22 protein-coding genes and 9 pseudogenes are annotated in these 23,773 nt (G+C 70.9%); 13 read left to right on the top strand and 18 right to left on the bottom strand.

The window, feature by feature from the left end; all coding sequences use genetic code 11:
* The first annotated feature begins 147 nt into the window (after positions 1–147).
* Both ACZ60X_RS42870 and ACZ60X_RS42865 read left to right on the top strand, forming a co-directional pair.
* The gene (locus ACZ60X_RS42870) at positions 148–1,011 is read left to right on the top strand and encodes an LLM class F420-dependent oxidoreductase (RefSeq protein ID WP_469611082.1); all 864 of its coding nucleotides are present in this window, start codon (positions 148–150) and stop codon (positions 1,009–1,011) included.
* A gap of 46 nt (positions 1,012–1,057) precedes the next feature.
* Positions 1,058–1,448: pseudogene (locus ACZ60X_RS42865) on the top strand (IS256 family transposase); the annotation flags it as partial.
* A 105-nt stretch (positions 1,449–1,553) separates the two neighbouring features.
* Here the strand turns inward: ACZ60X_RS42865 and ACZ60X_RS42860 are convergent.
* Together ACZ60X_RS42860 and ACZ60X_RS42855 are read right to left on the bottom strand one after the other, a co-directional pair.
* Positions 1,554–2,177: a GNAT family N-acetyltransferase gene (locus ACZ60X_RS42860; RefSeq protein WP_469611080.1), complete on the bottom strand. Its 624-nt coding sequence runs from the start codon at positions 2,175–2,177 to the stop codon at positions 1,554–1,556.
* 1,011 nt (positions 2,178–3,188) lie between these two features.
* Positions 3,189–3,449 carry a hypothetical protein gene (locus tag ACZ60X_RS42855; protein WP_469611102.1) on the bottom strand — a complete coding sequence of 87 codons (261 nt, stop codon included), beginning with the start codon at positions 3,447–3,449 and terminating at the stop codon, positions 3,189–3,191.
* On the opposite strand from ACZ60X_RS42855, the pseudogene ACZ60X_RS42850 reads away from it, so the two are divergent.
* Positions 3,372–3,733 (top strand): annotated as a pseudogene (locus ACZ60X_RS42850) (helix-turn-helix domain-containing protein). The gene ACZ60X_RS42855 and the pseudogene ACZ60X_RS42850 sit on opposite strands and share 78 nt — an antisense overlap.
* Positions 3,734–3,814: 81 nt before the next feature.
* Positions 3,815–4,218: pseudogene (locus ACZ60X_RS42845) on the top strand (VOC family protein).
* Positions 4,219–4,361: 143 nt separating this feature from the next.
* Here the strand turns inward: ACZ60X_RS42845 and ACZ60X_RS42840 are convergent.
* Together ACZ60X_RS42840 and ACZ60X_RS42835 are read right to left on the bottom strand one after the other, a co-directional pair.
* Positions 4,362–4,604, bottom strand: a complete 243-nt coding sequence (locus tag ACZ60X_RS42840; protein WP_469611078.1) for a DUF397 domain-containing protein — start codon at positions 4,602–4,604, stop codon at positions 4,362–4,364.
* A 143-nt stretch (positions 4,605–4,747) separates the two neighbouring features.
* Positions 4,748–4,984, bottom strand: a complete 237-nt coding sequence (locus ACZ60X_RS42835) for a chaplin (RefSeq protein ID WP_469611076.1) — start codon at positions 4,982–4,984, stop codon at positions 4,748–4,750.
* Between the two features lie 797 nt (positions 4,985–5,781).
* Between ACZ60X_RS42835 and ACZ60X_RS42830 the strand changes: the two genes are divergently transcribed.
* Complete coding sequence (locus ACZ60X_RS42830) at positions 5,782–6,090, top strand: hypothetical protein (RefSeq protein ID WP_469611074.1); 309 nt, start codon at positions 5,782–5,784, stop codon at positions 6,088–6,090.
* Positions 6,091–6,213: 123 nt separating this feature from the next.
* On the opposite strand, the gene ACZ60X_RS42825 is transcribed toward ACZ60X_RS42830, so the two are convergent.
* The 3 genes from ACZ60X_RS42825 to ACZ60X_RS42815 all read right to left on the bottom strand — a co-directional run bounded on the left by ACZ60X_RS42825 (position 6,214) and on the right by ACZ60X_RS42815 (position 8,793).
* Positions 6,214–6,564: a lasso peptide biosynthesis B2 protein gene (locus ACZ60X_RS42825; protein WP_469611100.1), complete on the bottom strand. Its 351-nt coding sequence runs from the start codon at positions 6,562–6,564 to the stop codon at positions 6,214–6,216.
* Positions 6,536–6,670 carry a lasso RiPP family leader peptide-containing protein gene (locus ACZ60X_RS42820; RefSeq protein ID WP_469611071.1) on the bottom strand — a complete coding sequence of 45 codons (135 nt, stop codon included), beginning with the start codon at positions 6,668–6,670 and terminating at the stop codon, positions 6,536–6,538. Before ACZ60X_RS42820 ends, ACZ60X_RS42825 begins: the two co-directional genes overlap by 29 nt.
* 734 nt (positions 6,671–7,404) lie before the next feature.
* Complete coding sequence (locus ACZ60X_RS42815; protein ID WP_469611069.1) at positions 7,405–8,793, bottom strand: NAD(P)/FAD-dependent oxidoreductase; 1,389 nt, start codon at positions 8,791–8,793, stop codon at positions 7,405–7,407.
* 29 nt (positions 8,794–8,822) lie between these two features.
* Between ACZ60X_RS42815 and ACZ60X_RS42810 the strand changes: the two are divergent.
* The 3 genes and pseudogenes from ACZ60X_RS42810 to ACZ60X_RS42800 all read left to right on the top strand — a co-directional run.
* Positions 8,823–9,137 (top strand): annotated as a pseudogene (locus tag ACZ60X_RS42810) (glutamate-cysteine ligase family protein); the annotation flags it as partial.
* A gap of 119 nt (positions 9,138–9,256) precedes the next feature.
* A complete protein-coding gene (locus ACZ60X_RS42805) occupies positions 9,257–10,015 on the top strand; it encodes a carboxylate-amine ligase (protein ID WP_469611098.1) in 759 nt (252 codons plus the stop codon).
* A gap of 61 nt (positions 10,016–10,076) precedes the next feature.
* Complete coding sequence (locus ACZ60X_RS42800; RefSeq protein ID WP_469611067.1) at positions 10,077–10,376, top strand: hypothetical protein; 300 nt, start codon at positions 10,077–10,079, stop codon at positions 10,374–10,376.
* 244 nt (positions 10,377–10,620) lie between these two features.
* Here ACZ60X_RS42800 and ACZ60X_RS42795 read toward each other — a convergent pair whose 3' ends face one another.
* Complete coding sequence (locus ACZ60X_RS42795; RefSeq protein WP_469611065.1) at positions 10,621–11,589, bottom strand: TIGR01777 family oxidoreductase; 969 nt, start codon at positions 11,587–11,589, stop codon at positions 10,621–10,623.
* Between the two features lie 186 nt (positions 11,590–11,775).
* On the opposite strand from ACZ60X_RS42795, the gene ACZ60X_RS42790 reads away from it, so the two are divergent.
* Positions 11,776–12,294, top strand: a complete 519-nt coding sequence (locus ACZ60X_RS42790; RefSeq protein ID WP_469611063.1) for a rhomboid family intramembrane serine protease — start codon at positions 11,776–11,778, stop codon at positions 12,292–12,294.
* A 50-nt stretch (positions 12,295–12,344) separates the two neighbouring features.
* Here the strand turns inward: ACZ60X_RS42790 and ACZ60X_RS42785 are convergent, their stop codons facing one another.
* Positions 12,345–13,160, bottom strand: coding sequence for an alpha/beta fold hydrolase (locus ACZ60X_RS42785; protein WP_469611061.1), 816 nt, complete (start codon positions 13,158–13,160; stop codon positions 12,345–12,347).
* Positions 13,161–13,315: 155 nt separating this feature from the next.
* Positions 13,316–13,981: a DUF4097 family beta strand repeat-containing protein gene (locus ACZ60X_RS42780; RefSeq protein ID WP_469611059.1), complete on the bottom strand. Its 666-nt coding sequence runs from the start codon at positions 13,979–13,981 to the stop codon at positions 13,316–13,318.
* A 255-nt stretch (positions 13,982–14,236) separates the two neighbouring features.
* On the opposite strand from ACZ60X_RS42780, the gene ACZ60X_RS42775 reads away from it, so the two are divergent.
* Entirely contained in the window at positions 14,237–15,019 is a 783-nt protein-coding gene (locus ACZ60X_RS42775) for a GbsR/MarR family transcriptional regulator (RefSeq protein ID WP_469611057.1), read from the top strand.
* Between the two features lie 141 nt (positions 15,020–15,160).
* On the opposite strand, the gene ACZ60X_RS42770 is transcribed toward ACZ60X_RS42775, so the two are convergent.
* From ACZ60X_RS42770 to ACZ60X_RS42755, 4 genes and pseudogenes are all read right to left on the bottom strand, one after another.
* On the bottom strand, positions 15,161–15,919 hold the full coding sequence (locus ACZ60X_RS42770; protein ID WP_469611055.1) for an ATP-binding cassette domain-containing protein: 759 nt from the start codon (positions 15,917–15,919) through the stop codon (positions 15,161–15,163).
* A gap of 347 nt (positions 15,920–16,266) precedes the next feature.
* Positions 16,267–16,572, bottom strand: a pseudogene (locus tag ACZ60X_RS42765) (TetR/AcrR family transcriptional regulator); the annotation flags it as partial.
* A gap of 201 nt (positions 16,573–16,773) precedes the next feature.
* The gene (locus ACZ60X_RS42760; protein WP_469611053.1) at positions 16,774–17,964 is read right to left on the bottom strand and encodes a macrolide family glycosyltransferase; all 1,191 of its coding nucleotides are present in this window, start codon (positions 17,962–17,964) and stop codon (positions 16,774–16,776) included.
* A gap of 154 nt (positions 17,965–18,118) precedes the next feature.
* Positions 18,119–18,214, bottom strand: a pseudogene (locus ACZ60X_RS42755) (ribonuclease); the annotation flags it as partial.
* A gap of 588 nt (positions 18,215–18,802) precedes the next feature.
* On the opposite strand from ACZ60X_RS42755, the gene ACZ60X_RS42750 reads away from it, so the two are divergent.
* Positions 18,803–19,867 (top strand): S1 family peptidase, encoded by a 1,065-nt coding sequence (locus tag ACZ60X_RS42750; RefSeq protein ID WP_469611051.1) that lies wholly within the window; start codon positions 18,803–18,805, stop codon positions 19,865–19,867.
* 293 nt (positions 19,868–20,160) lie between these two features.
* Positions 20,161–20,304 (top strand): annotated as a pseudogene (locus tag ACZ60X_RS42745) (IS256 family transposase); the annotation flags it as partial.
* Between the two features lie 4 nt (positions 20,305–20,308).
* Here ACZ60X_RS42745 and ACZ60X_RS42740 read toward each other — a convergent pair.
* Together ACZ60X_RS42740 and ACZ60X_RS42735 are read right to left on the bottom strand one after the other, a co-directional pair.
* Positions 20,309–21,148, bottom strand: coding sequence for an acyl-CoA dehydrogenase (locus tag ACZ60X_RS42740; protein WP_469611049.1), 840 nt, complete (start codon positions 21,146–21,148; stop codon positions 20,309–20,311).
* A 115-nt stretch (positions 21,149–21,263) separates the two neighbouring features.
* Positions 21,264–21,662, bottom strand: coding sequence for a hypothetical protein (locus ACZ60X_RS42735; RefSeq protein ID WP_469611047.1), 399 nt, complete (start codon positions 21,660–21,662; stop codon positions 21,264–21,266).
* Between the two features lie 164 nt (positions 21,663–21,826).
* On the opposite strand from ACZ60X_RS42735, the gene ACZ60X_RS42730 reads away from it, so the two are divergent.
* Positions 21,827–22,186 (top strand): PASTA domain-containing protein, encoded by a 360-nt coding sequence (locus tag ACZ60X_RS42730; RefSeq protein ID WP_469611045.1) that lies wholly within the window; start codon positions 21,827–21,829, stop codon positions 22,184–22,186.
* Positions 22,187–22,196: 10 nt separating this feature from the next.
* Here the strand turns inward: ACZ60X_RS42730 and ACZ60X_RS42725 are convergent.
* Positions 22,197–22,836 (bottom strand): annotated as a pseudogene (locus ACZ60X_RS42725) (IS5 family transposase).
* Positions 22,833–23,685, bottom strand: a pseudogene (locus ACZ60X_RS42720) (methyltransferase domain-containing protein). The pseudogenes ACZ60X_RS42725 and ACZ60X_RS42720 overlap by 4 nt, the downstream one beginning before the upstream one ends.
* Positions 23,686–23,773 lie beyond the last annotated feature (88 nt).

Here is a 23,773-nt window from a genome sequence, read left to right as displayed (position 1 = left end):
CGCGCCGATGTGCTGACGGCCGTCGACGCGCACGCGGTGCGCCGCGGTCAGGAGCACGGCGGCGGCGCACCCGATCCGCCCCTCGATCGGCCATGCCGTCCCGGCGCGGGCGCGCCGCCCGCTTACGGTGCCGCCAGGAGGTGGGCGATGCGAGTGGGGTTGCACGTGCTCGGTATCGGTGACGGTGCCCGTCCCGAGGTCATCCGGGCGGTGGCCACGGCCGCGGAGGCGCACGGCTTCGCGAGACTCTGGTGCGGCGAGCACGTGGTGCTCGTGGACGCGCCCGCCTCCCGCTACCCCTACTCCGCGGACGGCCGGATCGCCGTGCCCGCGGACGCCGACTGGCTGGACCCGCTGCTCGCCCTGAGCTTCGCGGCAGCGGTCACCAGCCGCATCGAGCTCGCCACCGGCGTGCTCCTGCTGCCCGAGCACAACCCGGTCGTCGTCGCCAAACAGGCCGCCACACTCGACGTGCTCTGTGCCGGACGGTTCAGTCTCGGGGTAGGGGTCGGCTGGTCGGCCGAGGAGTTCGCGGCGCTGCGGGTCCCCTTCGCCGGGCGCGGGCGGCGCACGGAGGAGTACCTCGCCGCGATGCGCACCCTCTGGGCCGAGGACCCGGCCTCCTTCGCGGGGGAGTTCACCCGCTTCGAGGCCATCCGGGTCAACCCCAAGCCGTTGCGCGGCGGCCGGCTCCCGGTCGTGTTCGGCGGCAACAGCGACGCCGCCCTGCGCCGCGCAGCCGCGCTCGCCGACGGCTGGTACGGCTTCAACGTCCCGGCGGCCGACGTGCCCGCCCGGATCGCCGTCCTCGCCCACGAGTGCGCCCGCCGCGGCCGCGCCTTGGACGAGCTCACGGTCGCCGTCGCGCTGGGCGACGGCACCCCCGAGGACCTCCCCGCGCTGGCTGCTGCGGGCGTCACCGAACTCGTCGTCGTCGGCGCGCCCCCGCCGGGTCCGGGCACGGCGGGCGCCTGGGTCGCCGAACTCGCCCGGACGTGGATCCGCCCGTGACGTGGCCGGCGGCGGCTCGGCACACGACTTCGCACACCAGCAAGGCCCCCTCCGAGCGTCAGCGGCGGCGAAGAAGGCGATCCGGGACGTCTGCAACGCCGAGGCCCGCGCGCACGCCGAGCGGGCCAACCAGACCTTCGCCAGGCTCTACGGAGACGTGCTGCCGGAGTTCTACGACTGCCCGGCCGAGCACTGGATCCACCTGCCAAGCAGCCACCCCGGTCGAGTCGGCCTTCGCCACCGTCCGGCTCCGCACCAAGGTCACCGAGGGCGCCGGCTCCCGCGCCGCCGGGCTCGCGATGGTGTTCGAGCTTGTCGAGTCGGCACAGGCCCGGTGGCGGGCCGTCAACGGCGCGCGCCTCGTCCCGCTCGTGTGCGCCGGAGCCCGCTTCGAACGCGGGCAGCTCGTCGGGCGGGCCGAGGCGGTGGCCGCGTGAATCGCCCGGGGTGCGGGATGCGACCGGTCTGCTGGGCGGCTCCTGTTGCGCGTCGCCAGCCGGATTGCGGAGGGTCGGCCGACGCTCCTGCGAGTGGCTGTGTGGTCAGGGCCCTGCCGGATCCGGCAGGGGTCGCAGGTCCAGCATCATGTCAAGTGACACAGAGCCGTCCGCCTCGGTGAAGAAGCCGGCCGGTTGGAAGCCGTTCTTCTCGTAGTAGCGGATGGCACGAGGATTGTCAGCGCGGACGCCGCCCCACAGGATGATCCTGGTCCTGCCAAGCAGCCGTACGACCTCCGTGATAAGCGGGGAGATGAGCGTTCCGACGCCCCGGCCCTGGTAGTCGTCAGCCAGAGTGGGGCCGAAGCGGCAGTCAGTCGTCTCGGCAAGGTGGATGCCCGCGTCCTGGTAGCGGGCGATGTCCTCGGGAGTCAGAGCGAGGCTGAATTCGAGCAGGCCGACGATCCTGCTGGACGGTGCTTCCTCGAGCACCAGCCTGAGCTTGTCGTAGCGTGCGATCGCGTCACACAGCTCCTGGGCGGTCGCGAGGTCGTACCCGTCGAACGTGCTGAACCTCCTCGATTCGCAGGACAGAGCCTCGAGGAACCCGGCCAAGTGCCCTGTGTCGGCGTTTGTCAGGGGCCGGAAGATGACGTCCGGACCGCCATGAGCTTTCAGACGGCGCGTCAGGCACAGGGGGTTTTCAGCAATCTCCGTCAGCGTAAGCACCCCAGCAGCCTCTCCGTCCCAGTTCCGGTGCGACGAATCTACCGGCTGCCGAGGGTCAGAAGCAGGCCGCCGACGAGGTGCCTCAGGCTGAGGTCCCCTTTTCCGACGGCCCCTTCCCGAACCGGACGGGCCCGGTGTCCAGGCCTCCGGCTCTCCAGTGATCACTTCCGCAGCGGTGCGGTGGGACGTCACGCGTCGATGTCTTCATGACAGCGGTGGCAGATCACAAGGGTCTTGCGCCGTGGCATCGCCATGAGATGGACCCACGCGGAGTGCTCGCGCTCCCCCACCGCCGACGGCCCGCACCCAAGGCAGTCCGGGGTGCCCGACCCCCGAGAGGGAAACCCCGCATGTCCACCATGGCCCTGCTGGTGATCCTGCTCCTGGCCGTCGCCGTCGCGATGCTCGCGGCCGGCGCCGCCTGCGCCCGTCCGCCGCGACCCGTCCTGGGGACCAACCGCTGACAGTCGCCTTCGGCGCCGTCCGTCATGGGCACTCTGATCGGCGTGATCGTCGCCCGGTGGACCGGGGTGGTCGCCGGGCCGGCCGGCCCGCGCGGACCGGGGTGACGGCGGAACTCGCGTACAACCGCTCACGGCTGGTGGCCGGCGCTGCCGCCGGTGCCGAGCGCCCGCCGCGCTACCGTCCCGATCCGCTGCTCCACCCGGCACCGGCTTCTACAGTAACGCCGCGCCGGCACCCGGGCCCGAGCCGGCGGGCCTGCCAAGGCTGGCTGACGACCGCTGCCTCCTGCCCGGACGGCCCGCCGCTCTTGGGGCGGCGGGCCGTCCGCACTCGGTGAGAAGTCGTGCCACGTCCTGTTTCAGCGGGTCATCGCTGACAGCGGAGCCCGGGATCCGGTACCCGACCATGCCGCCGGCTCCGGACGGGCCCCTTCACCAGGACCTGGCCGGAGGCCAGGTCGTCAAGATGATGCTTAGCCTCCATCGCCTTGATGCCGGCGGCGAACAGAGCCGGAGCGAACCCGCGGACAGCGGCCGTCGCGCAGCCTCACCCGACCGGCGCGCCCGTCGCAGTACGGCAGTGGGCCTTGATGATGCCGACCAGGCCGTCGGCGGCGTCGATGCCGAAGCCCCACCCGGTGGCCGGGGTCAGGTCGAGGATGCGGGCAACGGCGGCGTGGCGCGGTGTGATGGCGCTCTGAGCCGCGCCGTGAAAGGGATCAATCGCCGCATGCTGCGGGCACGGGACACGATGGACCGCGCCTACGCGCAGCCGCTGGACATCTCGGCCCTGGCCGGGATCGCCCATGTGTCCAAGGCGCACTGCACGCGCACCTTGCGGGCCACGTTGGGCGAGACTCCCCACCGCTACCCGCAGCGTCGCCGGGTGGAGTGTTTCGATGTTCCTGCTGCGGGAGACCGACCACAGCGTGACGGACGATCTGCTTCGCGGTCGGCTTCGCCGGCCCGGGAACCTTCAGCCGCACCTTCCGCGCCGCCGTCGGCCGCTCGCCGCGGGCGTACCGCAAGGAAGCGGCGGCCACGGACGTACCGACGTGCTTCACGATGGCGTGGCCTCGGCCGAAGGCCTGACCGTCCGCGTCACCGGCGCCGTCCGTCGGCTGAGCAGTTTTGGATAGGTTTTCCTCCGGCCCGCCCACTGGCGTGACGCACATGTTCAACGCCATCACGCATTGGCAGATCTACGTCCTCGACCAGAACGAGGCCCCGGACTTCTACGTCGGCAAGCTCGGCCTGGAGGTCAACGCCGACGTCGGCCTGGGCTTCCTGCGGTGGCTGACGGTCAGCATCCCCGCTCACCCCGACCGCCAGATCCTGCTGGAGCGGCCGGGCCCTCCGGCGCTGTGCGAGGAGACGGCGCAGCAGGTTTGCGAGCTGATCACCAAGGGCGCGATGGGCGGCTCGCTCATCTTCAGCACCGACGACTGCCAGAAGACGTACGAGACGCTGCGCGCGTGGAGTTCGCCGAGGAGCCCACCGAGCGTCCCTACGGAATCGACTGCGCCTTGCGCGACCCCTTCGGCACCAGTATCTGCTTCACGCAGCCGAAGCCATGAGGGCCGTCCCCGCCAGCGCCTGGACACGCCGGCCCCCACCGGACCGCTCCCGACCCGCCCGGTACGGCCGCGGAGAACCATAGTGAGGCCGGCTCTTGCAACATGCCGGCAGGGCCCACGTCTGCCGGCCGGTGTGCGGCGCCCTACACCTGGCCGCGCCAGGTTTTCAGCCCCAGCCGACCCGCCAGGACGCTCCTGCGGAACGCGGACCACTCAACTGCCGTGAAGCGCAGCGCCTCACGGTGGGGGTTCTTGGAGTCGCGCAGCGCGACCGCCCCACCGGGCAGATGCGCCACCTCGACGCGGTCCCCGTCGGCGAGACAGAACGACGACTTCTCCCACCGCACCTGCGAGAGGTCCAACGCGTGCAGATCAGCCTCCTCCATGACGTCCTCCTCGCCTGAGCCGGTCGCGCCGCATCACTACCCGAGCCGGACAACGCCTACCGGTCAATGCTCTCTGCAGCCTCCGGGGCGTGCCCGGCGGTCAGTTACCGTCTCACCGGGCACGCGGGTCCGAGCGCTCCGCGTCAGCTGTTGACGCAGGTGTTGCCGAACGTCGGGTTCAGCAGTCCGACGATGTCGATGGCGTTGCCGCACAGGTTGATCGGAAGCTGGATCGGCACCTGGATCACATTGCCGGAGACGACGCCGGGCGAGCCCACCGCTGCGCCCTCGGCGCCGGAATCTGCGAAGGCGACGCCTGAGCCTCCCATCATGGCGGCCGTAGCCAGAGTGCAGGCCGCAACGACAGTACGGATACGCATGTAACCCTCCCACGGGACAGTGCTCTCGAATCGGCGGCGCCAGTCGGCAGGACAGCCCGAGAAGCGCCGACCGCACGGGGATGAAGATCTCCGGCCCGGCCCCGCACAAACGACTCATGCACCCGATTCCGCCTTACCGGTGACGACCTCGATTTCATGCCAGGGCAAGGGAAGTTGAGTACAGCGTCACCCGACGCCGGCGCCGTACTGGGGCGCCGCGACCGTTGTCGGCGAGCGCCGAAAGGGGGGGTCCTCCCCCACGGAGGGCCCCGCCCACTTTCCGGATGGGGGTCGGCTCAGGCCGGGGCCGGACAGAGCGGTCGTCCGTTCACGTTTGCACACAATCCGCAGGACCATCAGGGAGAGCCTCGGTGATCCGAGCCGACTCGTTTCCCCGGGCGCCTGATCAAGCCCCTCGCCGTCGAACCCGCCCCCCTGCCCCATCCACCGGCAGCAGGCCCGGTCTCGCCGGCCGCCTCATCGACGCCCTCGCCTGCCGACCGCCCCGCTCCTGGCATGCCGCAGGATCTGCGGGCCGTTGAGGTGCCACGTCCCCGGCACGCCGGCCCGCACGGCCACGCCGCCGAAACCGGACAGGCCCTCCTGGCCCGCGCCACAGCACTCCCCCTCCCCACAGCCCGCCACCGGGAACCCGACAGCGGCCAGCCCGCCGACGGCCCGACGGAAGGGGACGAGCAAGACAGCACCGACGACCTCGACGGCCTCCCCGACGACGACACCAGCCCCGCCGCCTCCACGGGCTTCGGGCTCTACGACGCATACGAGGAAGCCGACAAGTGGTGCCTCCTCAACCGCAGAGCCCGAACAGCGCAGCAGCCACCGCCGACGGCGCGGCCGGGCCGTCCTGGCCCCTGGTCACCTGGCCACTCCGTGTTCGTCTGGCCCTCTGCGAGCATAACGGGGACGGGCTGCGCGCCAGGGAGATCTGCCGCATCCTCGGCACCGGCACCGGACCGCGGTACACCGAAGGCATGCGCGCCGAGCTGAAACGCCTGGTCAACCGCAGTGTCCTCACCGAAGCCGAACCTGGCCTTCTCCCCCTCACCGCGCCAGCCCTGGCCGCCCCGGAGGCCGACTCGAACTGACATCAGCCGAAGGCCCGCAGAACACCTGCTCCGACGACACGCGCAAGGCAGCCCTTGGCCCGGGACGTTGGGAGAGACGGCCCATGGGGCCCCGCGGCCTCCGCCGCCGTGGCTCGACCACTGTCAGTCTCCGGTCTGCGGCTGCGCCGGTACGGCGATCACCGCCCGGTAGGTGGCGGTGTCGTTCGGTTCGCCGACGGGCCTGCCCTCGGCTTCCACCCAGGCGTGCGCCCCGAACGGTGAGGTGCGTACCCCGCTGCACCACAGGGGCCAGTGCCCGCGCATCCGGCACAGCAGGGTGGTGGCCAGGGAGCGTTGGAGGCAGTAGCGGCCCGCGCACAGGGTGCTGACGGCCGTGACGTCCTGGCGGGCGCGCAGGGCTTCGTCGTAGCGGGCGGGGGGCCGGTCCTGGTCCTTGCGGCCAGGGCCGGCACCCGTCGGGCCATCAGGGCCACAGGCCGACCGGCATGTCAGGCCAGTCCCCGATGTAGCCCTGGGTCACCTCGGTGTACTTCCCGACCTCGGCCAGCAGCGGCGGCTCGTAGACGTCCTCGGTGCCGATGTTCTCCAGCTTCTCCACAGCGATCACCTCCGGTCACACGGCGGCGGAACTCACGCATCCCGCGGGCCAGTTAGGCACGCGGCGCCATGAGCCGACCGGCCCCACCAGGCCGAATCGATCATTCCGCCCATCGAGGCACCGACCACGTGCGCGCGTTCCATACCCAGCTCCTGCCGCGGCTGCTGCGCGGCCGGCGGCTGGGGGCCGGTGTTCGTCACCCACCACCGGCCGGACCCGGCAATGGTGGTGGGCCCGCCGCCTCCGGCGGCGCTGCACGGCGTCGATCGCCCACGCGCTGCCCTCATCGTCCGCGACCAGGCCGGGTGTTCCACCCGGCCACGGGCCAGCGGCCGGGACCTCCTCGACGGCGCTCACGCGTACCTCGGCCACCGCGACGCCGTACATGCCGGCGCAGGGCTCGCACGCCTGCAGGTTCGTGCCGTCCGTGCCCGGCCGCATGGGGAACGGCGGGTCGAGGGTGGCGCTGCACCAGCAGGAGCTGCCGGCGGACTGGCGGTGGCTCGACTTGTCCGGGTGCAGCGCAGGAGTGTCCACCAGGGCGCCGGGGCGGGGAGCTGTGCCGCGCGTCGTCATCGTCGGGGCATCGTTCGTCGTCACGGTGGCCGCCGGTCCCCGTCGGGGATGGGAGGGGAGGGACCGACAGGCCGTCCACTGGGCCATCGGGAACGATCAGCGGACTGCCGGTATTCACTCAACTCCGCTGTGCTGCACGGGGAGCGGAGTGGGGCCGGTCAAAGTGCAGGGCGTAGACGGGGGTGTGGGTGGAGGTCGAGGTAGAGGCCGTCGGTGGGCCGGTCGGGGCGGGTGGGCAGGGGCAGCATGTCGCTGGTGGCGTGGCCGCCCAGACCGTGGGGGCTGTGTCCGGGGCGGGGCTGGGTGAGGGTGGTGTGGAGGCGGTCGAGGAGGCTGTGGCGGCTGTCGTGGAGGTCGTCGGTGCCGGTGATGATGTTGAGGAAGGACTCGTGCAGGCGCAGGTGCTGTTGGTCGCGGTGGCTGAGGGTCTGGGCGGTGCGGAAGTAGGAGTCGCGGCCGTCGTGGATGCGGTAGAAGGCGCTGACGAGGATGAGGAGTCTTTCGTAGGCGTGCCGGTAGGCGCTGTGGTAGAAGCGGCGGGCGTGTTCCTCGTCGATGTCGCCGGCCAGGATGGTGGCCAGACAGGCCGCGGCGAGGGTGGCGCTGTACATGGCGAGGTGGACGCCGGTGGACAGCAGGGGGTCGAGGAAGCAGGCGGCGTCGCCGGTCAGGAAGTAGCCGGGGCCGCAGAATTCGCGGCTGACGTAGGAGTAGTCGCTTTCCACTTTCAGGCCGGTGGCCAGATGCGCCTGGTCCAGGAGGGTGCTCAGCAGTGGTTGCTGGGCGAGGGCCCGGTGGTAGACGGCCACGGTGGAGCCGTGGGTGCGGCGGGCGGTGTTGAAGGACGTTTTGTCGGTGACGAGGCCGACGCTGAGCGTGTGGTCGTGCAGGGGGATGGCCCACAGCCAGCCGTGTCGGGGCAGGGAGAACACGCCGATGGCGCCCTCGGGGGCGTTCGGCAGGGGTTCGGCGCCGCGCCAGTAGCCCCAGGCGGCGACGTTGCGGAACACATCGTGCAAGCGCCGGTTGCGCAGCTGGCGGGCGGCCAGGACGCCGGCGCGGCCCGAGGCGTCGATGAGGTGGTCGAAAGCGGTGCGGCCGTGGCGGCCGTTGCGGTCGCGCCACAGGGCGGTGGAGGGGCGGCCGTCTTCGAAGAGGATGCGGCGGACGGTGACGCCTTCGTGGACTTCGGCGCCCTCGTGGCGGGCGTGGGTCAGGAGCAGGTCGTCGAACTCGCTGCGGATGACCTGGAAGCTGTAGGCGGCAGGCCTGCCGGGCTCGTCGAAGCCGAGGGACCATTTCTGGCCGCCCCAGTCGTAGAACGCGCCGGTCTTGCGGACGAAGCCGTGCGCCTCGACCGTCTCGCGCGCGCCGAGGACGTCCAGGAGCGGCAGGAGGGACGGCAGGAGCGATTCGCCGACGTGGTAGCGGGGGAAGCGGTCGCGTTCGAGGAGCGTCACGTCGGTTCCCTGGCGGGCCAGGAGCGCGGCGGCGGTCGATCCTGCCGGACCGCCGCCGATGACCAGGACACGGGTGTGCTGCCGCATAGGGGTTCCTTCCAGCCGACACCTCCAACATGATTACCGTAAGTGACACAATGGTTGCTATGAAGAGTGAGACGTGGACGTCCTCCCCCGCACCGTCCCCCGCGGCCCGCGCCCCGTCTTCCTCTCACGGCGGCACGCCCCCAGTGCGGGTGGGGGTGGAGGAGGAGTACCTGGTGGTGGACCCGGTCTCCCGGCAGCTCAGCGCCCGGGCGGACAAGGTCGTCGCCGAAGCGGCCACAGAACTCGGTGCCAGGGTCACCACCGAACTGACCCGCTATCAAGTCGAGGTCCGCACCCACCCCCACACCAGCCTCGCCGCCCTCGGCGAGGACGTGCGCCACACCCGGCGTGCCGTCGCACGCGCCGCCGCCCGCCTGGGACTGCGCATCATCTCCAGCGGCACACCCGTCCTGGGCCAGAGCACTCCCCGCCGCTCACATCCGGACAGCGCTACGCACAGAGCCTGGCCACCTTCCGCGCACTCGATCACGAACAGACCGTGTGCGCCTGCCACATCCACGTGGAGATCCCCGACCTCGGTACTGCTCTCGCCGTCAGCAACCACCTGCGGCCCCACCTGCCCGCACTGATCGCCTTGAGCGGTAACTCCCCCTACTGGGACGGCCAGGACACCGGCTACGACAGCTGGCGCACCCTGGCCTGGCAGCGCTGGCCCGTGGCCGGGCCCCCGCCCTACTTCGAGTCCGCCGCCCACTACGAAGACCTCGTCGGCCGGCTCATCACCAGCCACACCCTCCTGGACCGCGCCGGCGTCTACTGGGACATCCGCCCCTCCCACCACGTGCCGACTTTGGAAATCCGCGTCGCCGACGCCGCCCCCACACCCGACGACACCCTCCTCCTGGCCGCCGCCGTCAAGGGCCTCACCGCCGCGGCCCTCGGCGCCGTACGCGACGGACAGGGCGGGCCGCGGCCGGAGGCGGAGATGCTGCGCGCGGCGTACTGGCGCGCCGCCCGCGACGGCGTGAAGGGCCAGAGCATCCACCTGTCCTCCGGCCGGCTTCAGCCCGCCGGCCGCCTCCTGGAGCAGCTGTGGAACACCGCCCTGCCCGCCCTGGCCCCCGGCGACGCCGACAGCGTCCGCACCATCCGCCAACGCCTCGCCGGGCAAGGCAACGGAGCCGACCGCCAACGAGCCGCCTACCGCCTGCGCCACAAGCACCACGACGTCATCGACCACCTCATCCAGCAGACCGCCTGACTCGGGTTCTGGCGGTGCCGTAACCTCACCGCAGACATGCACCCGGCTGATCTATTCTCCGGTGAGCCTGGCCCGCCACCGGGGTGAGCCGGCCCGGGTGGCGGCCGCCCCGTGCGCTGCCGACCACCCGGACCGGGACACCGCCCTCGCTGCGGTGCAGGGGGCCGCCGCCGCCCAGGCCCACCAGCAGGCCGCGCTACCGGAGTTGGTGGGGTGCCGCACGGCGGATCCGGCGACGTGGCTGCGCACGCCGGAGGGCCTTGCTCGGTTCGCCGCCTTCGCACGCGAGGCCGATGTCCGCCGCGCCATCGCCGACCGTCAGCAGCCTGAATCCTTGACCCGGTCGACGATGTACGCGTAGCCGTCGTGGTCCGTCCGCGCGACGTCACCGGTGCGCAGCCAGCCGGCCTGGACGGCGGGTATGCGCTGGCCGGTCTCGGCGGCCTGCCTCCAGGCGACTTCCCGGGCTGAGGCGCGGGCCGCTCGCAGCGAGGCGAGTACTGCCCCCTCGGTGTTCGGCGAGCAACCGCCAGGCGGTGGGCGTGGACCGAGCCTGGCCAGGGCACCAAACGGGGCGGCCAGACCGGCCGCCGTTACGGCTCCGTTCACCGGCGTGCCGCGGAACCGCCTTCGACCCGTTTGCGCACCCTGCGCACCAGCTCATCCGCGGCCCGCGGCCACTGTGCGTACTGAAAGTCGAAGCCTGCCTGCGTCAGTCGGCCCGGGACGACACGGCGGCTCTTCAGCAGCAGTTCGGTGTCGGAACGCAGAGCGAACGCGCCGACCTCGGCCATCCACTTGGTTGCGGGGAGACCCACCGGTACACCCCACGCGGAGCGCAGGGTGCGCATGAATGCGCGCTGCGGCAGAGGATGGGGAGCCGCCAGGTTCACCGGCCCTGCGATGTCCTCCCGGTCGATCAAGAACTCCACTGCGCGCACGAAGTCGTGTTCGTGGATCCACGACATGTACTGCGCTCCACCGGCGACCGGGCCGCCGAGACCCAGGCGGGCCAGTCCCAGCAGGACGGCGAAGACCCCACCGGGGTCCGGGCTCATCACCATGGCCGAGCGCAGAGCGACCTTGCGCGTGGCCGGCGTTTCGGCCTGCTGCTGAGCCTGCTCCCACGCCTTGGCGATCTCGACGCTGTACGCCCAGTAGTCCGGCACGCCCGGTTCGGTACCGCCGATCACACCGGTGGCCTCGTCGTTGGGCGCGTCGAAGCGGTGCGCGTACACCGTGGCGGTGCTCATCTGCAGCCAGACCCGGGGCGGTCGGGCAGCTCCCGCGATCGCGGCGCCCACGACCCGGGTGGAGTCGACCCGGGAGTCCATCATCTCGCGCAGGTTGGCCGCCGTGTATCGGCAACTCACGGTGCGTCCGGCCAGATTGATCACGACATCACTGCCGTCCACCGCCGCCGTCCATGGCCCCAGGGTCTGACCGTCCCATCGGACCGCGCCCTCGCGCCTGGGGCGTCTGGTGAGAATCACGACCTCGTGGCCGGCGGCGTCCAGCGCGCGCTTCAGGACCGCGCCGACCTGTCCGGTACCCCCAGGAATCACAATCTTCACCGGCTACCCCTCCTTCGTCCCGGATGAGCCTAGACCGAAGAGTTGAACGCGTTCAAAAGGATGGGTGCAATCCCACGATTCCAGTCAGCCCCGGCGTGCGGCACAGGGCGCTGGACGCCGTGCGAGACGTCAGAGCCGGTCAGGTCGGGCGACATCGGCACGCTGCCCGGCATCCTCGTCGCGCCCTTGCTGCACTGGAGCTGGGCACACATCGAGAGCAGCTCCGGGCCACTGTTCGTCTTCGGCTTCCTCGCCGCCTACCGAGGGGTGGCCCGCTTTCTCGGCCTGAGCCTGCTGGTCGGCGTGACCAGCGGGCTCGCGGTGTGGTTTTTCGAACGAGGCGACGTGGATACGGTCGGCGCCAGCGGTCTGATCTTCGGATACTTCAGCTACGCCGTCGTGCGCGGACTGTTCGACCGGCACCTGGTCGACACGCTGATCGGTGTGGTCATGGCGGCCTCCTTCGCCTACCTGCTCACCGTGGCCGTCCCCGGGACGCCGGGAGTGAGCTGGCCGGCACACGCGGGAGGGCTCATCGGCGGCCTGGCGGGAGCCTGGGTCTTCCGAGACCGGCGCTCGCGGACCGACGCAGGGACAGGCTCCCGCCAGGGACCGGGGCCGGCCACGCACGGCAACGTCCAGGTGCGCTCCGGCCACCCGCGCGCCGACCTCCACAAGGAACTCGGCGACCTCGGACTGCTCTAGACGCGTGATCAGGAACCGTCACCGGCGGTTCGTTGTGCCCGGTTGCGGCTTCAGTGCCGCTCTTGGCCGAGGGCGGCGACCTCGCGTACGGCCTCGGCGACGGCCGGGAAGTCCTTCTTGAGGATGGCCCCGTGGTTGCCGGTGACCTTCGCGCTGATGCGGATGTGCGGGTTGCGGGCGGTCACCGCGTCGAGGCTGGTGCGTATGCGTTCCTGTTCGTCACCGCGGCTTCCGAAGGACGTCCCCGATGCGACCACATACCGTACCGGGACGGTGATGCCGTCCAGCACGGGGCCCAGCTCGCTCTCGCGGGAGAGCCTGCCGAGTTCGATGTTGCTGTCCGCCTGCTGTTCGGCGGTCATCCGCGGGGCCAGGCCCGTCGGGCGGAGCAGCGGCATGAACCAGCCCAGTCGGCGGAAGAGCGTGCGGATCCGCTGCTCCATGGCCTCATCCAGCCAGTCGTAGGGGAACGCGCCGTCGACCAGGACCGCGCCCAGGGCACGTTCGGGATTGCGGCCGGCCCAGTGCGCCGCGACGACCGCTCCGTAGGACCAGCCCACCATAAGAGCCCGGTCCACTCCCCTGGCCGCCAGGACGGCGTCGACGTCCCGGACGGCGGCCTCGAAGGAATAGTCGGCCGAGCGCTTCGATCTGCCGCGGGCCCGCTCGTCGTAGGTGATGTGCCGCCATCTGGGCCCCAGTTCGGCGACGACCCGCCGCCAGTAGCCCTGGGTGGCGAACTGGCCGTTGAGGTAGACCACCGGGATGCCGGGACCGCCGGTGTCGGTCACGGCCAGGGCCGTATCGTCGACCGGCACCATGCCGGCCCACTTGGAACCGCTCGAGGAAGTGCTGTTCTTCGTCATGTGTTCCCCCTGATTCGCGTAAGAGCGTCTGGTACGACTCGCCGGGCCCTGCACGCGGATCGCGGGGACCTCGGGACGGAAGGCCGGGGCCTCGGCGACGACCGAGTGGGGCTCGATCGCGGTGGCCCCGGCCGGGCAGTTCTGGTTCTGTTCCTTCAGAGGCTGCGGGCGGTGATGTCGCCGTGGGAGGTGGTGGCGCGGATGTCGAGTTCGGCGGTGCCGTCGTTCTTCAGGGCGTTGCTGATGCGGCCGGAGGCGGTGCCGGCGTCCAGGGTGGCCGATACGCCGGCGGCGGCGGTGACGGTGATGTCGCCGGACTGGGTGGTCAGTTGGACCGTGCCGCGCACGGCCTCGGCGATCTGGATGTCGCCGCGTGCGGTGCTGATCTGTGCGGGGCCGCCCAGCCGGCCGACCTCGACGTCGCCGTCGACCGCGGTGAGGCGGAGGCTCGCGGCCTCGTCGATCTTGATGTGGCGGTACGCGCCGTCGAAGACGACGTCGCCGAGGCGGCCGACACCGCGCAGCTCGCAGGCGTCGGTCCTGGCCTCGACGCGGGAGCCGGCGGGCAGCTTGACGGTGACCTCCACCGAGCCGGAGGGGCCGAAGAGCTGGTTCTGGGGCTCGGCGGCGCTGATCCGCAGGACGCCGTCGGCGTAAGCGACTTCGGTCTGCTCCGCCGCCTTCACGTCACGGCTCTTGGACGAGCTGGCGGGCTTCACCTCGACGGTGGTGTCGCTCCGGTCGGCGGCGATGAGCTGGATGCGGCCGGCGGGGAGGTCGAGGACCGCGGAGACCGGGGCGGGGGTGTCGAACTTCTGCATCGTGCTCTCCTGTGCTCGCTGTTGTTTCCGACAGAAGGAAAGCTACGTTGCTTTCCAGGTAAGGGCAACAACTTCTTTGCATCAAAGATGCATCTACGCTGGTGAAAGCGCTATAATCGTTGCAACATTCTCTCGTTTAACGCAATGACCGTGCATCAGTTCGTTGCAATAGGATGACGGTGAACGCTATGGTGGATGCGTCAGGCAACACCGAGCAGCACCGCGGAGCACCCGTGGACACGAAAGGGGGCCGGGATGCCGGGAGGCAGACTCACACAGGCTGAACGTCAGCAGATCGCGGCAGGGCTGGCCGACAACCTCGCCTACGCCGAGATCGCCCGGCGTCTTGACCGACCCACCTCCACGATCACCCGTGAGGTGATGCGCAACGGCGGCCCCACCGCCTACCGCGCGGACCTCGCCCACCGCGCCACCCAGCAGCGCACCCGCCGGCGCCCGCAGGCCGCGCCCCGGGGGGCACAGGCGCTCGAGCAGCCCCACGGACGCGACCCCGAAGCCGTGCGCGACTACCAGGAGAGGCTCACCACCGTCTTCATGGTTTCGGGCCTGCCCAAGATGATGGCGCGGGTCCTGGGCTGCCTCTACACCACCGACGCCGGCAGTCTCACCGCTTCCGAACTCGCCCAGCGTCTGGCGGTCAGCCCCGCCTCCGTCTCCAAGGCCATCACCTTCCTGGAAGGCTTGGACCTCGTCCGCCGCGAACGCGACGAACGCCGCCGCGAGCGCTACGTCGTCGACGACGACCTGTGGTACCAGTCCATGGTCCGCAGCGCCCGCGCCAACGACGAGTTCATCGAAACCGCACGGCAGGGCACCCGCGTCCTCGGCCAGGGCACCCCAGCCGCCACCCGCCTCGAAAACGCCGCCCGCTTCCTCGACTTCGTCAGCGAGAACCTCATCCGCGCCGCGGAACAAGGCCGCGAAGTCCTCTACACCCGAACGAGAACGACCCCGGACGGCACCGCCGAGCCGGGCCCGGGCGACGGACGGGCAACCGTCCCCACGACCACACCGTGAGCAGCGCCGTCCAGCCGGCTCCACGGCTCGCTCCCGCGCTCCCGGCTTCCCCGGACGCCACGATCCGGAGGGTCCGTTCGGGGTGCGCTGCTGCAGCGCACCCGGCCCAAGGGCGCCGGCGAGGCAGCGGTCGGTGGTTCCCTACGAGCCACGTGCTCCCTGGCACAGCTCATCGGGGCAGCCGTGGACGACCGGCCGCCTCAGGTTCCCGGAGCCCGGTGCCCGACCCCGAAGGTGAACTCGCGGCGCGAAGACGTTGGGCATGTTGTGGCTGATCAAGATGATGCCGAGGCCCTGGTCGCGCAGGTCGCGCACGAGTTTGAGGACCTGTCCGGTCTCGCGGACGCCGAGGGCGGCGGTGGGCTCGTCGAGGATGACGACGCGGCCTGCGAAGGCCGCCGTGCGGGCGACGGCCACGCACTGGCGCTGGCCACCGGAGAGGGTTTCCACGGCCTGGTTGATGTTCTGCAGGGTGCCGATGCCCAGCCGTTTGATGTGGTCGGCGGCCTGCTTCTTCATCTCGCCGGTGTCGAGCATGCGGAACACCGAGCCGAGCACGCCTTTGCGGCGGACTTCCCGGGCGAGGAACAGGTTGCTGGCGATGTCGAGCGCGGGGACGACGGCCAGGGTCTGGTAGACCGTCTCGATGCCTGCTTCGCGGGCGTCCTGGGGCCGCTTGAAGTGGACCTCCTTGCCATGGACGAAGAGGCGGCCCTGGTCGGGGACGAGGGCCCCGGACAGGCACTTGATCAGGGTGGACTTGCCGGCGCCGTTGTCGCCGATGACGGCGAGGACCTCGCCGGGGTGGAGGGTGAGGTCGACGTCGTTCAGGCCGACGACCTTGCCGAAGAGCCTGACCAGGCCCTTGGCCTCGAGGACGGGGGCGGTGGCGGTGGTCACGACTCCACACTCCGGATCCACTGGCCGACGGAGACAGCCGCGATCAGAAGGATGCCGGCTGCGAGGACTTGGTAGTTGGGGTCGATGCCGGCCAGCGCGAGGCCGCTGACGAAGACCTGGACGGCGCCGTGGCGGGGGCCGGGGCCCCGGCCCCCGCCCCGCGCCCTGTGTGCCCACTGCCCAGCCGGCAGGCGCCCGGGCAGGCTCGGCCTGAACGGCCGCCCGGCTCTCCTCGCTCCGGTACGGCCACATCGACTTCCTCGGCCGCTGCCCCTGCGCCCGGCCTCCGGCAACCGGGCCTGGGGCAGCGGCGCGATCCGACCGCACGGCATGCGCGATCCGGCGCGTCAGGGGATCTGGGCCTCGAGGGAGGCGAGTTGGGCGGCGAGGACTTCTTCGAATGCGGCGCGGCGGTCGGCTCCCAGGGGGCGGACGTCGCGGGCGAAGTGGGCCAGGGCGGGGAAGCGTTCGGGGCCGGCGCCGGGCACCGCGACGCGGAACTGCTCCATGCCCTGTTCGTGCTCCCTGGGGGTGAGGGTGCTGATACCGGCCTCGGAGGCGATCAGGGCGGCGAGGAGGATCACGGTGCGGTGGTATCGCGCCGGGACCTCCTCGTCGGGCAGGCCTGATGCGCGCAGGGCCTGCAGCAGCTCTCCAGGCTGCCCCCTCGCCAAGGGCCGCCAGGCCGCCGCCCTTCGCCGGGGTGGGGGAAGGGCCGGGCGTGTGTGAGGTGCGTGCCCGGCCAGGCCCAGACATTGCCGGAGTTCACCGTGAGCTGTTCTGCCGTGCCGGTCGGCGGCAGGTAGGCCGGTCACCAGAAGCGGCGGCGCCCTTGATGTACTTGTCCCGCACTGTCAGCCCACCCTGTCCCCTGCGTCCCCTGCCATCTGCTTCTCGATCAGGTCTGCGGCCCGGCGGGTGCCGCCCTCGGCGCGTACCTCGGACCACAGCCATGCCGAGCGCGCGGCGACCTGTGGATCGCCGATGAGTTCCATCAGGGCGGTACGCAGCGCCGCCGCCGTGACGTCCGCGGTGTCGATCCGGCGGGCGACCCCCAGTTCGACGAGCCGGTCGGCATGGAGGCACTCGTCCGGCCCGCTCGGTACCGCGATCATCGGCACACCGGCGTACAGGCCCTGGCTGCTGCTGCCCATCCCGGTGTGCGTCACCCACACGTCAGCCTGCTCAAGAATCGTCAACGGCGCCGCCCACGGCCGTACTTCGAAGTTACGAGGAACCCGCTCGGCCAACTCGCTGCCCCTGTCCGTCTGCAGCACCACGTGCCACCCCGGGAGATCCGCGAACGCCGCCACGCAGTGGTGGTAGATCTCCTGCGGTCCGTGGCAGGCCGAGCCGGCCAGCGACACCAGCAGCACCTTCTTCGCACCAGCCGGCCGCGTCCAGCCGTCCTGCTCCCGGCGGGCGCCGAAGCACGGTCCGACGAACGTCACCGCCTCGGTGTCGACACGCTCCGCATGTGGCTGCAGGGCGCGCGGGATCATGGCCAGCACTCGCCGCGGGTGGCCGGTGAATTCCTCCACGTTCGTGGTCACCGCGCCGCACCGGGTCAGCCAGGCCGCGAACCGCGCTCGGTGTGCGGGACCTCCCGGCAGCTGGGCGAACGCCGCGCCGATCTCCTCCTGGGCGCCCTCCCAGGCCACGTGCGTCGCGGCCAGCTGGACGAGGCCGCGGCCCTGCTCCTCGGCCAGCGCGCGGCCCGCGTACGCGCCGACGTCGTAGAGGTAGAGATCGGCGGGATCGTCGTCGTACACGGCGCGCAGTTGTGGCAGCGCGGCCATCGCCTCGTCGAGGAAGAGGGAGGCGGAGGCGATGGGATCCTGCGGCCAGCGGTCGGCGACCGGAAGAGTGGAGGTGATGCCGACCAATTCGGCGCCAGTGGGGGTGATCAGCTCGGCGACGGGGCCGGCATTGGCGTACGTCACGCGATGACCACGGGCCACCAGCTCACGGATGATCTCCAGGCCGGCCAGCACATGGCCGACCAGAGGCGTGCCGACCATGGCGATATGAGCAGGACGGGGCATGACCAGACTTCCTTGGATAGACGTCTACGCCATAGCAACGCTGAGGAGCCCGGCTGAGCAACGCGGTCCTTGGGCCGAACCGCCCGCACGTCCGCCGGCGGGTGCAGCCCGGCCGCCGTGCGGACGGTTCGGCGGCCGGTGTCGGTGAGGGCCCGCAGGTGCGGTCGATGAGGTCGAAGGTCTTGTCGTGGTCGGCGGTGCAGTAGCCCTCCTGGGACTGCTCGCCCGTCACGATGCGGCGTGCGCCACGGGCCGGTGCGCAGTGTCCGGCGCCGCCGGACCTGAATCCGCGACGCTCCGCGTCGCCACTGCCAGATTCGCTTCACCACCGGCTGGTGGTCTGCGGGGAAGTTCATGCCGCACAGAGCGACACACATCGGCATTGCCCACGCCAATACCAAGAGGGTGGAGTTTCCCGGGACCGCAGCGACATCTCACCGGCATCCCGGTCGTGCCGCTGCCACCGGCCACTTCCTGAATCCCGCAGCACAGTTGCGGGGGGATGCCGCCCGGTCGGCCTTCGGACGGCGAGTTCGGCGTCGGGAGCTGGCGGCGTCGGCGGCGTCGGCCTCGACGGATGTCCTCCGCTGTCCGTACTCCGGGGCCGGGTGGACGGATAGCGGCGTGAATGAAGTGTGCTGCAGACGTGAACTTCCGTGCATGGGATGCCGGTCCGGCCTTGTGTACGGGTGGAGCGGGTGCGAATACTGAGGCCCTTGGCATGGACGTGACATCCCGCTGATGCGGGCCGGCTCCTCCGTGCCAGGCATGTCACACCTCCTCCCGGGCCCGCATGACTCCCCACAGTCAGGGCCCATCCCCCACGAGAGGCACTCAGTTGAAGCACCACCGCATACGTCACCGCCGTACGATGCTGGCCGGCACGGGCGCGCTCGCGCTCGCCGCCACCGCGACTCTCACCCTCACCAACGCCCAGGCCGCCCCCACATCCTCGGCGGCCAGACTCTCCCCGGCCGCCGCAACCACCCTGGCATCCCAGCTCACGACTGGTGCGGCTGGCGCGTACTACGACGCCAGGACCCAGAAACTGGTCGTCAACGTCGTGGACGAGGCGTCCGCCACGGCTGTCCGGGCCAAGGGCGCCGAAGCCAGGATCGTCCGCCACTCGACGGCGCAGCTCGATGCGGCCCGGCAGACCCTGAAGGCCAAGGCGACCATCCCCGGCACCGCCTGGGCCATGGACCCCAGGGCCGACAAGGTCGTGGTGACGGCCGACCGCACGGTGACCGGCGCCAAGCTGGACCGGCTCACCAAGGTTGCCAAGAGCCTCGGCGACACCGTCGAACTCCACCGCACCAAGAGTGAGTTCAAGCCTTTCATTGCCGGCGGTGACGCGATCTGGGGCAGCAGCGCCCGCTGCTCGCTCGGCTTCAACGTGGTCAAGGACGGCCACCCGTACTTCCTGACCGCCGGCCACTGCGGCAACGACATCAAGGACTGGTCCGACCAGCAAGGCGGCCAGACGATCGCGACCACCGAGCAGTCCACGTTCCCGGGCAACGACTACGCGATCGTCAAGTACACGGGCAACACCGACCACCCCAGCGAGGTCGACCTCTACAACGGCAGCACCCAGAAGATCACCAAGGCAGCGGACGCCGTCGTCGGCGAGAAGGTGCAGCGCAGCGGCAGCACCACCCAGGTCCACGGCGGCACCGTCACCGCACTGAACGCCAGCATCAACTACCAGGAAGGCACCGTCAGCGGACTGATCCAGACCGACGTCTGCGCCGAGCCCGGCGACAGCGGCGGCGCCCTCTTCGACGGCGACAGCGCCCTCGGCCTCACCTCCGGCGGCAGCGGCGACTGCACCAACGGCGGCCAGACCTTCTTCCAGCCCGTTCCCGCCGCCCTCCAGGCATACGGCGCACAGATCGGCTGACCCCGGGCGAAACGGCCCTGGCGGGCGGCATGCACCGGCCCCCGGACTCCCGTCCGGGGGCCGGTGCCGGGTGGCAGCCTGCCGCCACCCGGGCCGGCCCGCCCGCGTCGCGCACGATCGTGAGGATGCGCTGGTACTCCGGCGGCAGCGCGTCCTGACCCCGCTGCTCGCCCGTGCGCCCTGGTGCTTCCTCCAGCTACACCGCTTCAAGCGCCTGGCCTCCGCCGGGAACGCCGTCCCGACCTGCACGACGCCCGCGCCTCACTCGCCCGCAGCCTCCATCTGCGCAAGTAGCCGGACTCGGATGCGTCTACCTCGCGCTGATGAGCCGGGACCCGACCGGCAAGGGCCGACGCAGGTGGACCATGCGCTGGAAGACGCCGCTGAACGCCTTCCAGATCGCCGTCGACGGCCGGCTGGGCCCGAACCGCCGCTGACCACTCAACAACCGGGATCAGCCGTTGAGTTGACACTCCCGGACCGCACCGCCAAGCGGAAGATCTGCTCGACCTCGTTGCCGCGGGTCAGCCCGGCCTTGCCGTGGATCTGGACGGCCTGGTCGGCGACCCGGAAGCACGCCTCCGACGCGAACAGCTTGCACATGTTCGCCTCGACCGAGACGTTCTCGCCCCGGTCGGCCCTGGCCGCTGTCGCCAGGACCATGGAACGGGCGGCGTAGATGTCGGTGGCCATCTCGGCGATCTTGTGGTGGATGGCCTGGTGGGCGGGGAGCAGCTGACCGAAGGCGACGCGGTTCGTCGCGTACGTGAGGGACAGGTCCCAGGCGCGGCGGGCGGCGCCGATCAGGGACGGGCAGTGCAGGAGCCGGTTGAGGGTGATGCGTCCGATGCCGATGCGCAGGCCCTGGCCGATCTCGCCGAGGAGGTCCGCGGCCGGGATCCGGCAGTTGTCGAAGACGAGGTCGCCTTCCAACTGCTGGCCGGACACGGGGACTTCGCCGTCCAGGACCGTACAGCCGGGGGTGTCCAGGTCGACGAGGAAGGCGCTGTACGCCTCCTCGGTGCCGGCCATGCGGGCCACGACGATCGCGAAGTCCGCGACGGGGGCGACGGAGCTGAACACCTTCTTGCCGGTGAGGACGTAACTGTCGCCGTCCGGGGTGGCGGTGGCGGTCATCCGCCGTACGTCGGAGCCGGCGTCGTCCTCGGTGAGGGAGAAGCAGCAGGCGCGCTCGCCCCGGATGACAGGCATCAGATAGTGCTCCATCTGGTGCTCGGTGGCGTACTTCACGATGGCTCCGGCGCGCAGCGGGGCGCCCATGTCGGGCGAGCACCGAGTGGGACAGGGCCGCTCCGGATGCGGTCAACTCCTCCTTCACAGAGCAAAGTTCGGTGAGGTTCAGGCCCTGGCCCAGATCGGGACGGCACGGGGCCGCCTAGCCGGTTGTCGACGGCGAGCAGGAGCTGCGGCCACTCGTCCTGCGACCCGTGTAGTCGGCTGCGGGGGCAGTGGGACGGCCGCTGCTTTTGTGGGTCTGTGCGGGGGCGGTGGGGGCTTTCCAGACCTGGACGAGGTAGGCCTCGGGGGCAGGAGGGCTGGTCTTGGCGGGCCGGGGCCGGCAGGGCGGGGCGGCATGCTTGCTGTCGAGGCGGCCTCGGGCATGGATGGGGATCCGGTAGGTTCCGGGGCCGTCGAAGGCGAGGTTGGTGGTGAGGGCTTTGTCGTAGCCGGCGATGAAGGCCTGGCCGCGGGTGAGGACGGCGCCGAAGTCCTTGTGAACTCCATGACGTCTTCGAGCAGTTCTCCCCGTGTACGGCGCCGGGTGCCGCCCCATGCCGTGGGGCAGCACCCAGGGGCCCGGGCACCGAAGCGGGGCCGGCCCTTAAAGCCCCAGCCGTTCAACGGAGATGCCAAGCTCACGGCCTTGCGCAACACCCTTTAGGATCTTTCTGCGCAGGTGAAACCGCAGGGCGGAACCGCAAAGCCTGGGAGCAGAGCATGAGGAAGTACATCCGCGGCGGGGGGCTCATACTCGCGGTGGTGCTGGCGCTGGTCGGGTGCGGCGCTTTCAGGAAGGGAGCACCCACGCCGGTCGCTACAGGTGCGGTGACGATGCCCGATCTGGCGGGGAAGAACGCCGAGAAGGCCGAGGACCAGCTGGAGAAGCTCGGTGTGCCCAAAAGCCGCATCGAGCTGCAGGCGGATGACGGAAACCATGTGGTGGTGCTGGTGGCATCGAACTGGGAGGTGAACACCCAGTCGGTGAAGGCGGGTGCGCAGCTCGGAGTGAAGCAGGTGCTCGTGCTCGGCGTGGGAAAGCCGACGTGGCGCGAGCGTCATCACGGCCACCGGCTCTAAGCCGTGTCTCTCAACTTCGTAGCCAGGCGATGACCGCCGCCGGCACGGCTGCAGAGCGATAGACGATCGCGAGTTTGTCATAACGGATGGCCAGACCCCGCCACTGCTTGAGCAGGCTGAAAGATCGTTCCACCTACGACCGCCGGCGGGCGGCCGTTGCCGTCTACGGCGTGATGGATTTTGGTTGTCAGGCCCCCACGGGATCGGCCTATTGCGTGGCCCGTCGGCTCACCCCTGGTCGCAGGGGCGTCGTTCTTGCTGCGGCAGGTGGCGGCGCCGGTGTCCTTCTCCGGCCGGGTCGTGTTCGTGGCGTGCTGGTGGGCCCGGTCGATCGTCGAGTCAACCGAGACCGTCCAGTCGATTCCGCCGGTCGAGGATGCCTGGGCGGTCAGCTGTGCGAGCACCGCGTCCCAGGTGCCGTCAGCCGCCCGTCTGCGATGGCGTTTCCATACCGTCTGCCAGGGCCCGAACGCTTCGCGGGGCAGGTCTCTCCAGGGGATGCCGGTGCGGTACCGGTAGATAATCCCTTCGGTGATACGACGGTGGTCGGCGAACGGTCGCCCTGCCGTCCCCGCGTTGCGGGGAAGGCAGGGCGCCAGGCGTGCCCCCTGCTCGTCGGTCAGCAGGCGCATGCGCCCGCTCGTGGTCACCGAGGCTGGTAGGCGGTGGCCAGCACGGAAACGGTGACCTGATCAGGCAGAAGGCGGCCGTCATTCAGGTCTGCGCGGCTCACGTGACGTGCGCTCGGCGTCATCGCTACCAGGTCCAGGGCATCCAGCCTGGACAGGGTCGCGGCGTACTCCACCTGTTCGGTGACAGCGGCCTCGAAGAAAGGATCCAGCGCCCGGTGCAGGCGCTGTTCCTTGGCCGGGTCGATCGTGACCATCGCCGGCAACCGGCCACGCAGCTCAGCCAGGTGCCGCCCGGTGGGACGGACCACGATCAACCGGCCGGCCGGGCGCAGCACCCGGTGGAACTCGGCCGGGTTGCGCGGAGCGAACACGTTCAGCACGACATCGGCAGCCCCGTCAACCGGCGGGAGGGACGGAAGACGTCCCAGGCCACCGCGGCGCCTCGTTCGTGGGCTCGGGCTGCCGAGCGCAGAGCGCGTACTGATGTGTCCGGGCCCAGACCGCGGGCGCCGGACAACTGGTCGAGTACGCCGGCCAGGTAATAGCCCGTGCCGCACCCTACGTCCACAACCGTGGCCTCCCCGGACACGGCGTCGGCTGCCAGGCGGGCCGCGACTTCACGGATGGGCACGAAGGCGCCGGCGGATAGGAATCGCTCCCGGGCCTGAACCATGGCCGCGTCGTCGCCGCTGGTGGCGCGGGTGCCCGTCAGCAGGCCGGCGTAGCCGTGGCGGGCGATGCCGAAGGCGTGGCCCACCGGGCAGCGCAGTGCGCCACGGTCTGGGTACAGGGGGCGCGTGCGCGGCACGTTGGGCAACACAACAGGTCGACAGACAGCTCGAGGGCAGGGGGAAGCGACACAGGCACGAGGCACTCCTGGCAAGGGTGGAGGGAAGAGCCCGTGCCTGCACGCGCGCTCACCGTGCCATTGCCTCAGGAAGGAGTGGGCAGCGTT

The organism is Streptomyces sp. NPDC104106 (assembly GCF_055584345.1).
The sequence above is the reverse complement of the archived record's forward strand: the minus strand, read 5'-3'. Positions and strand labels throughout refer to the sequence as shown.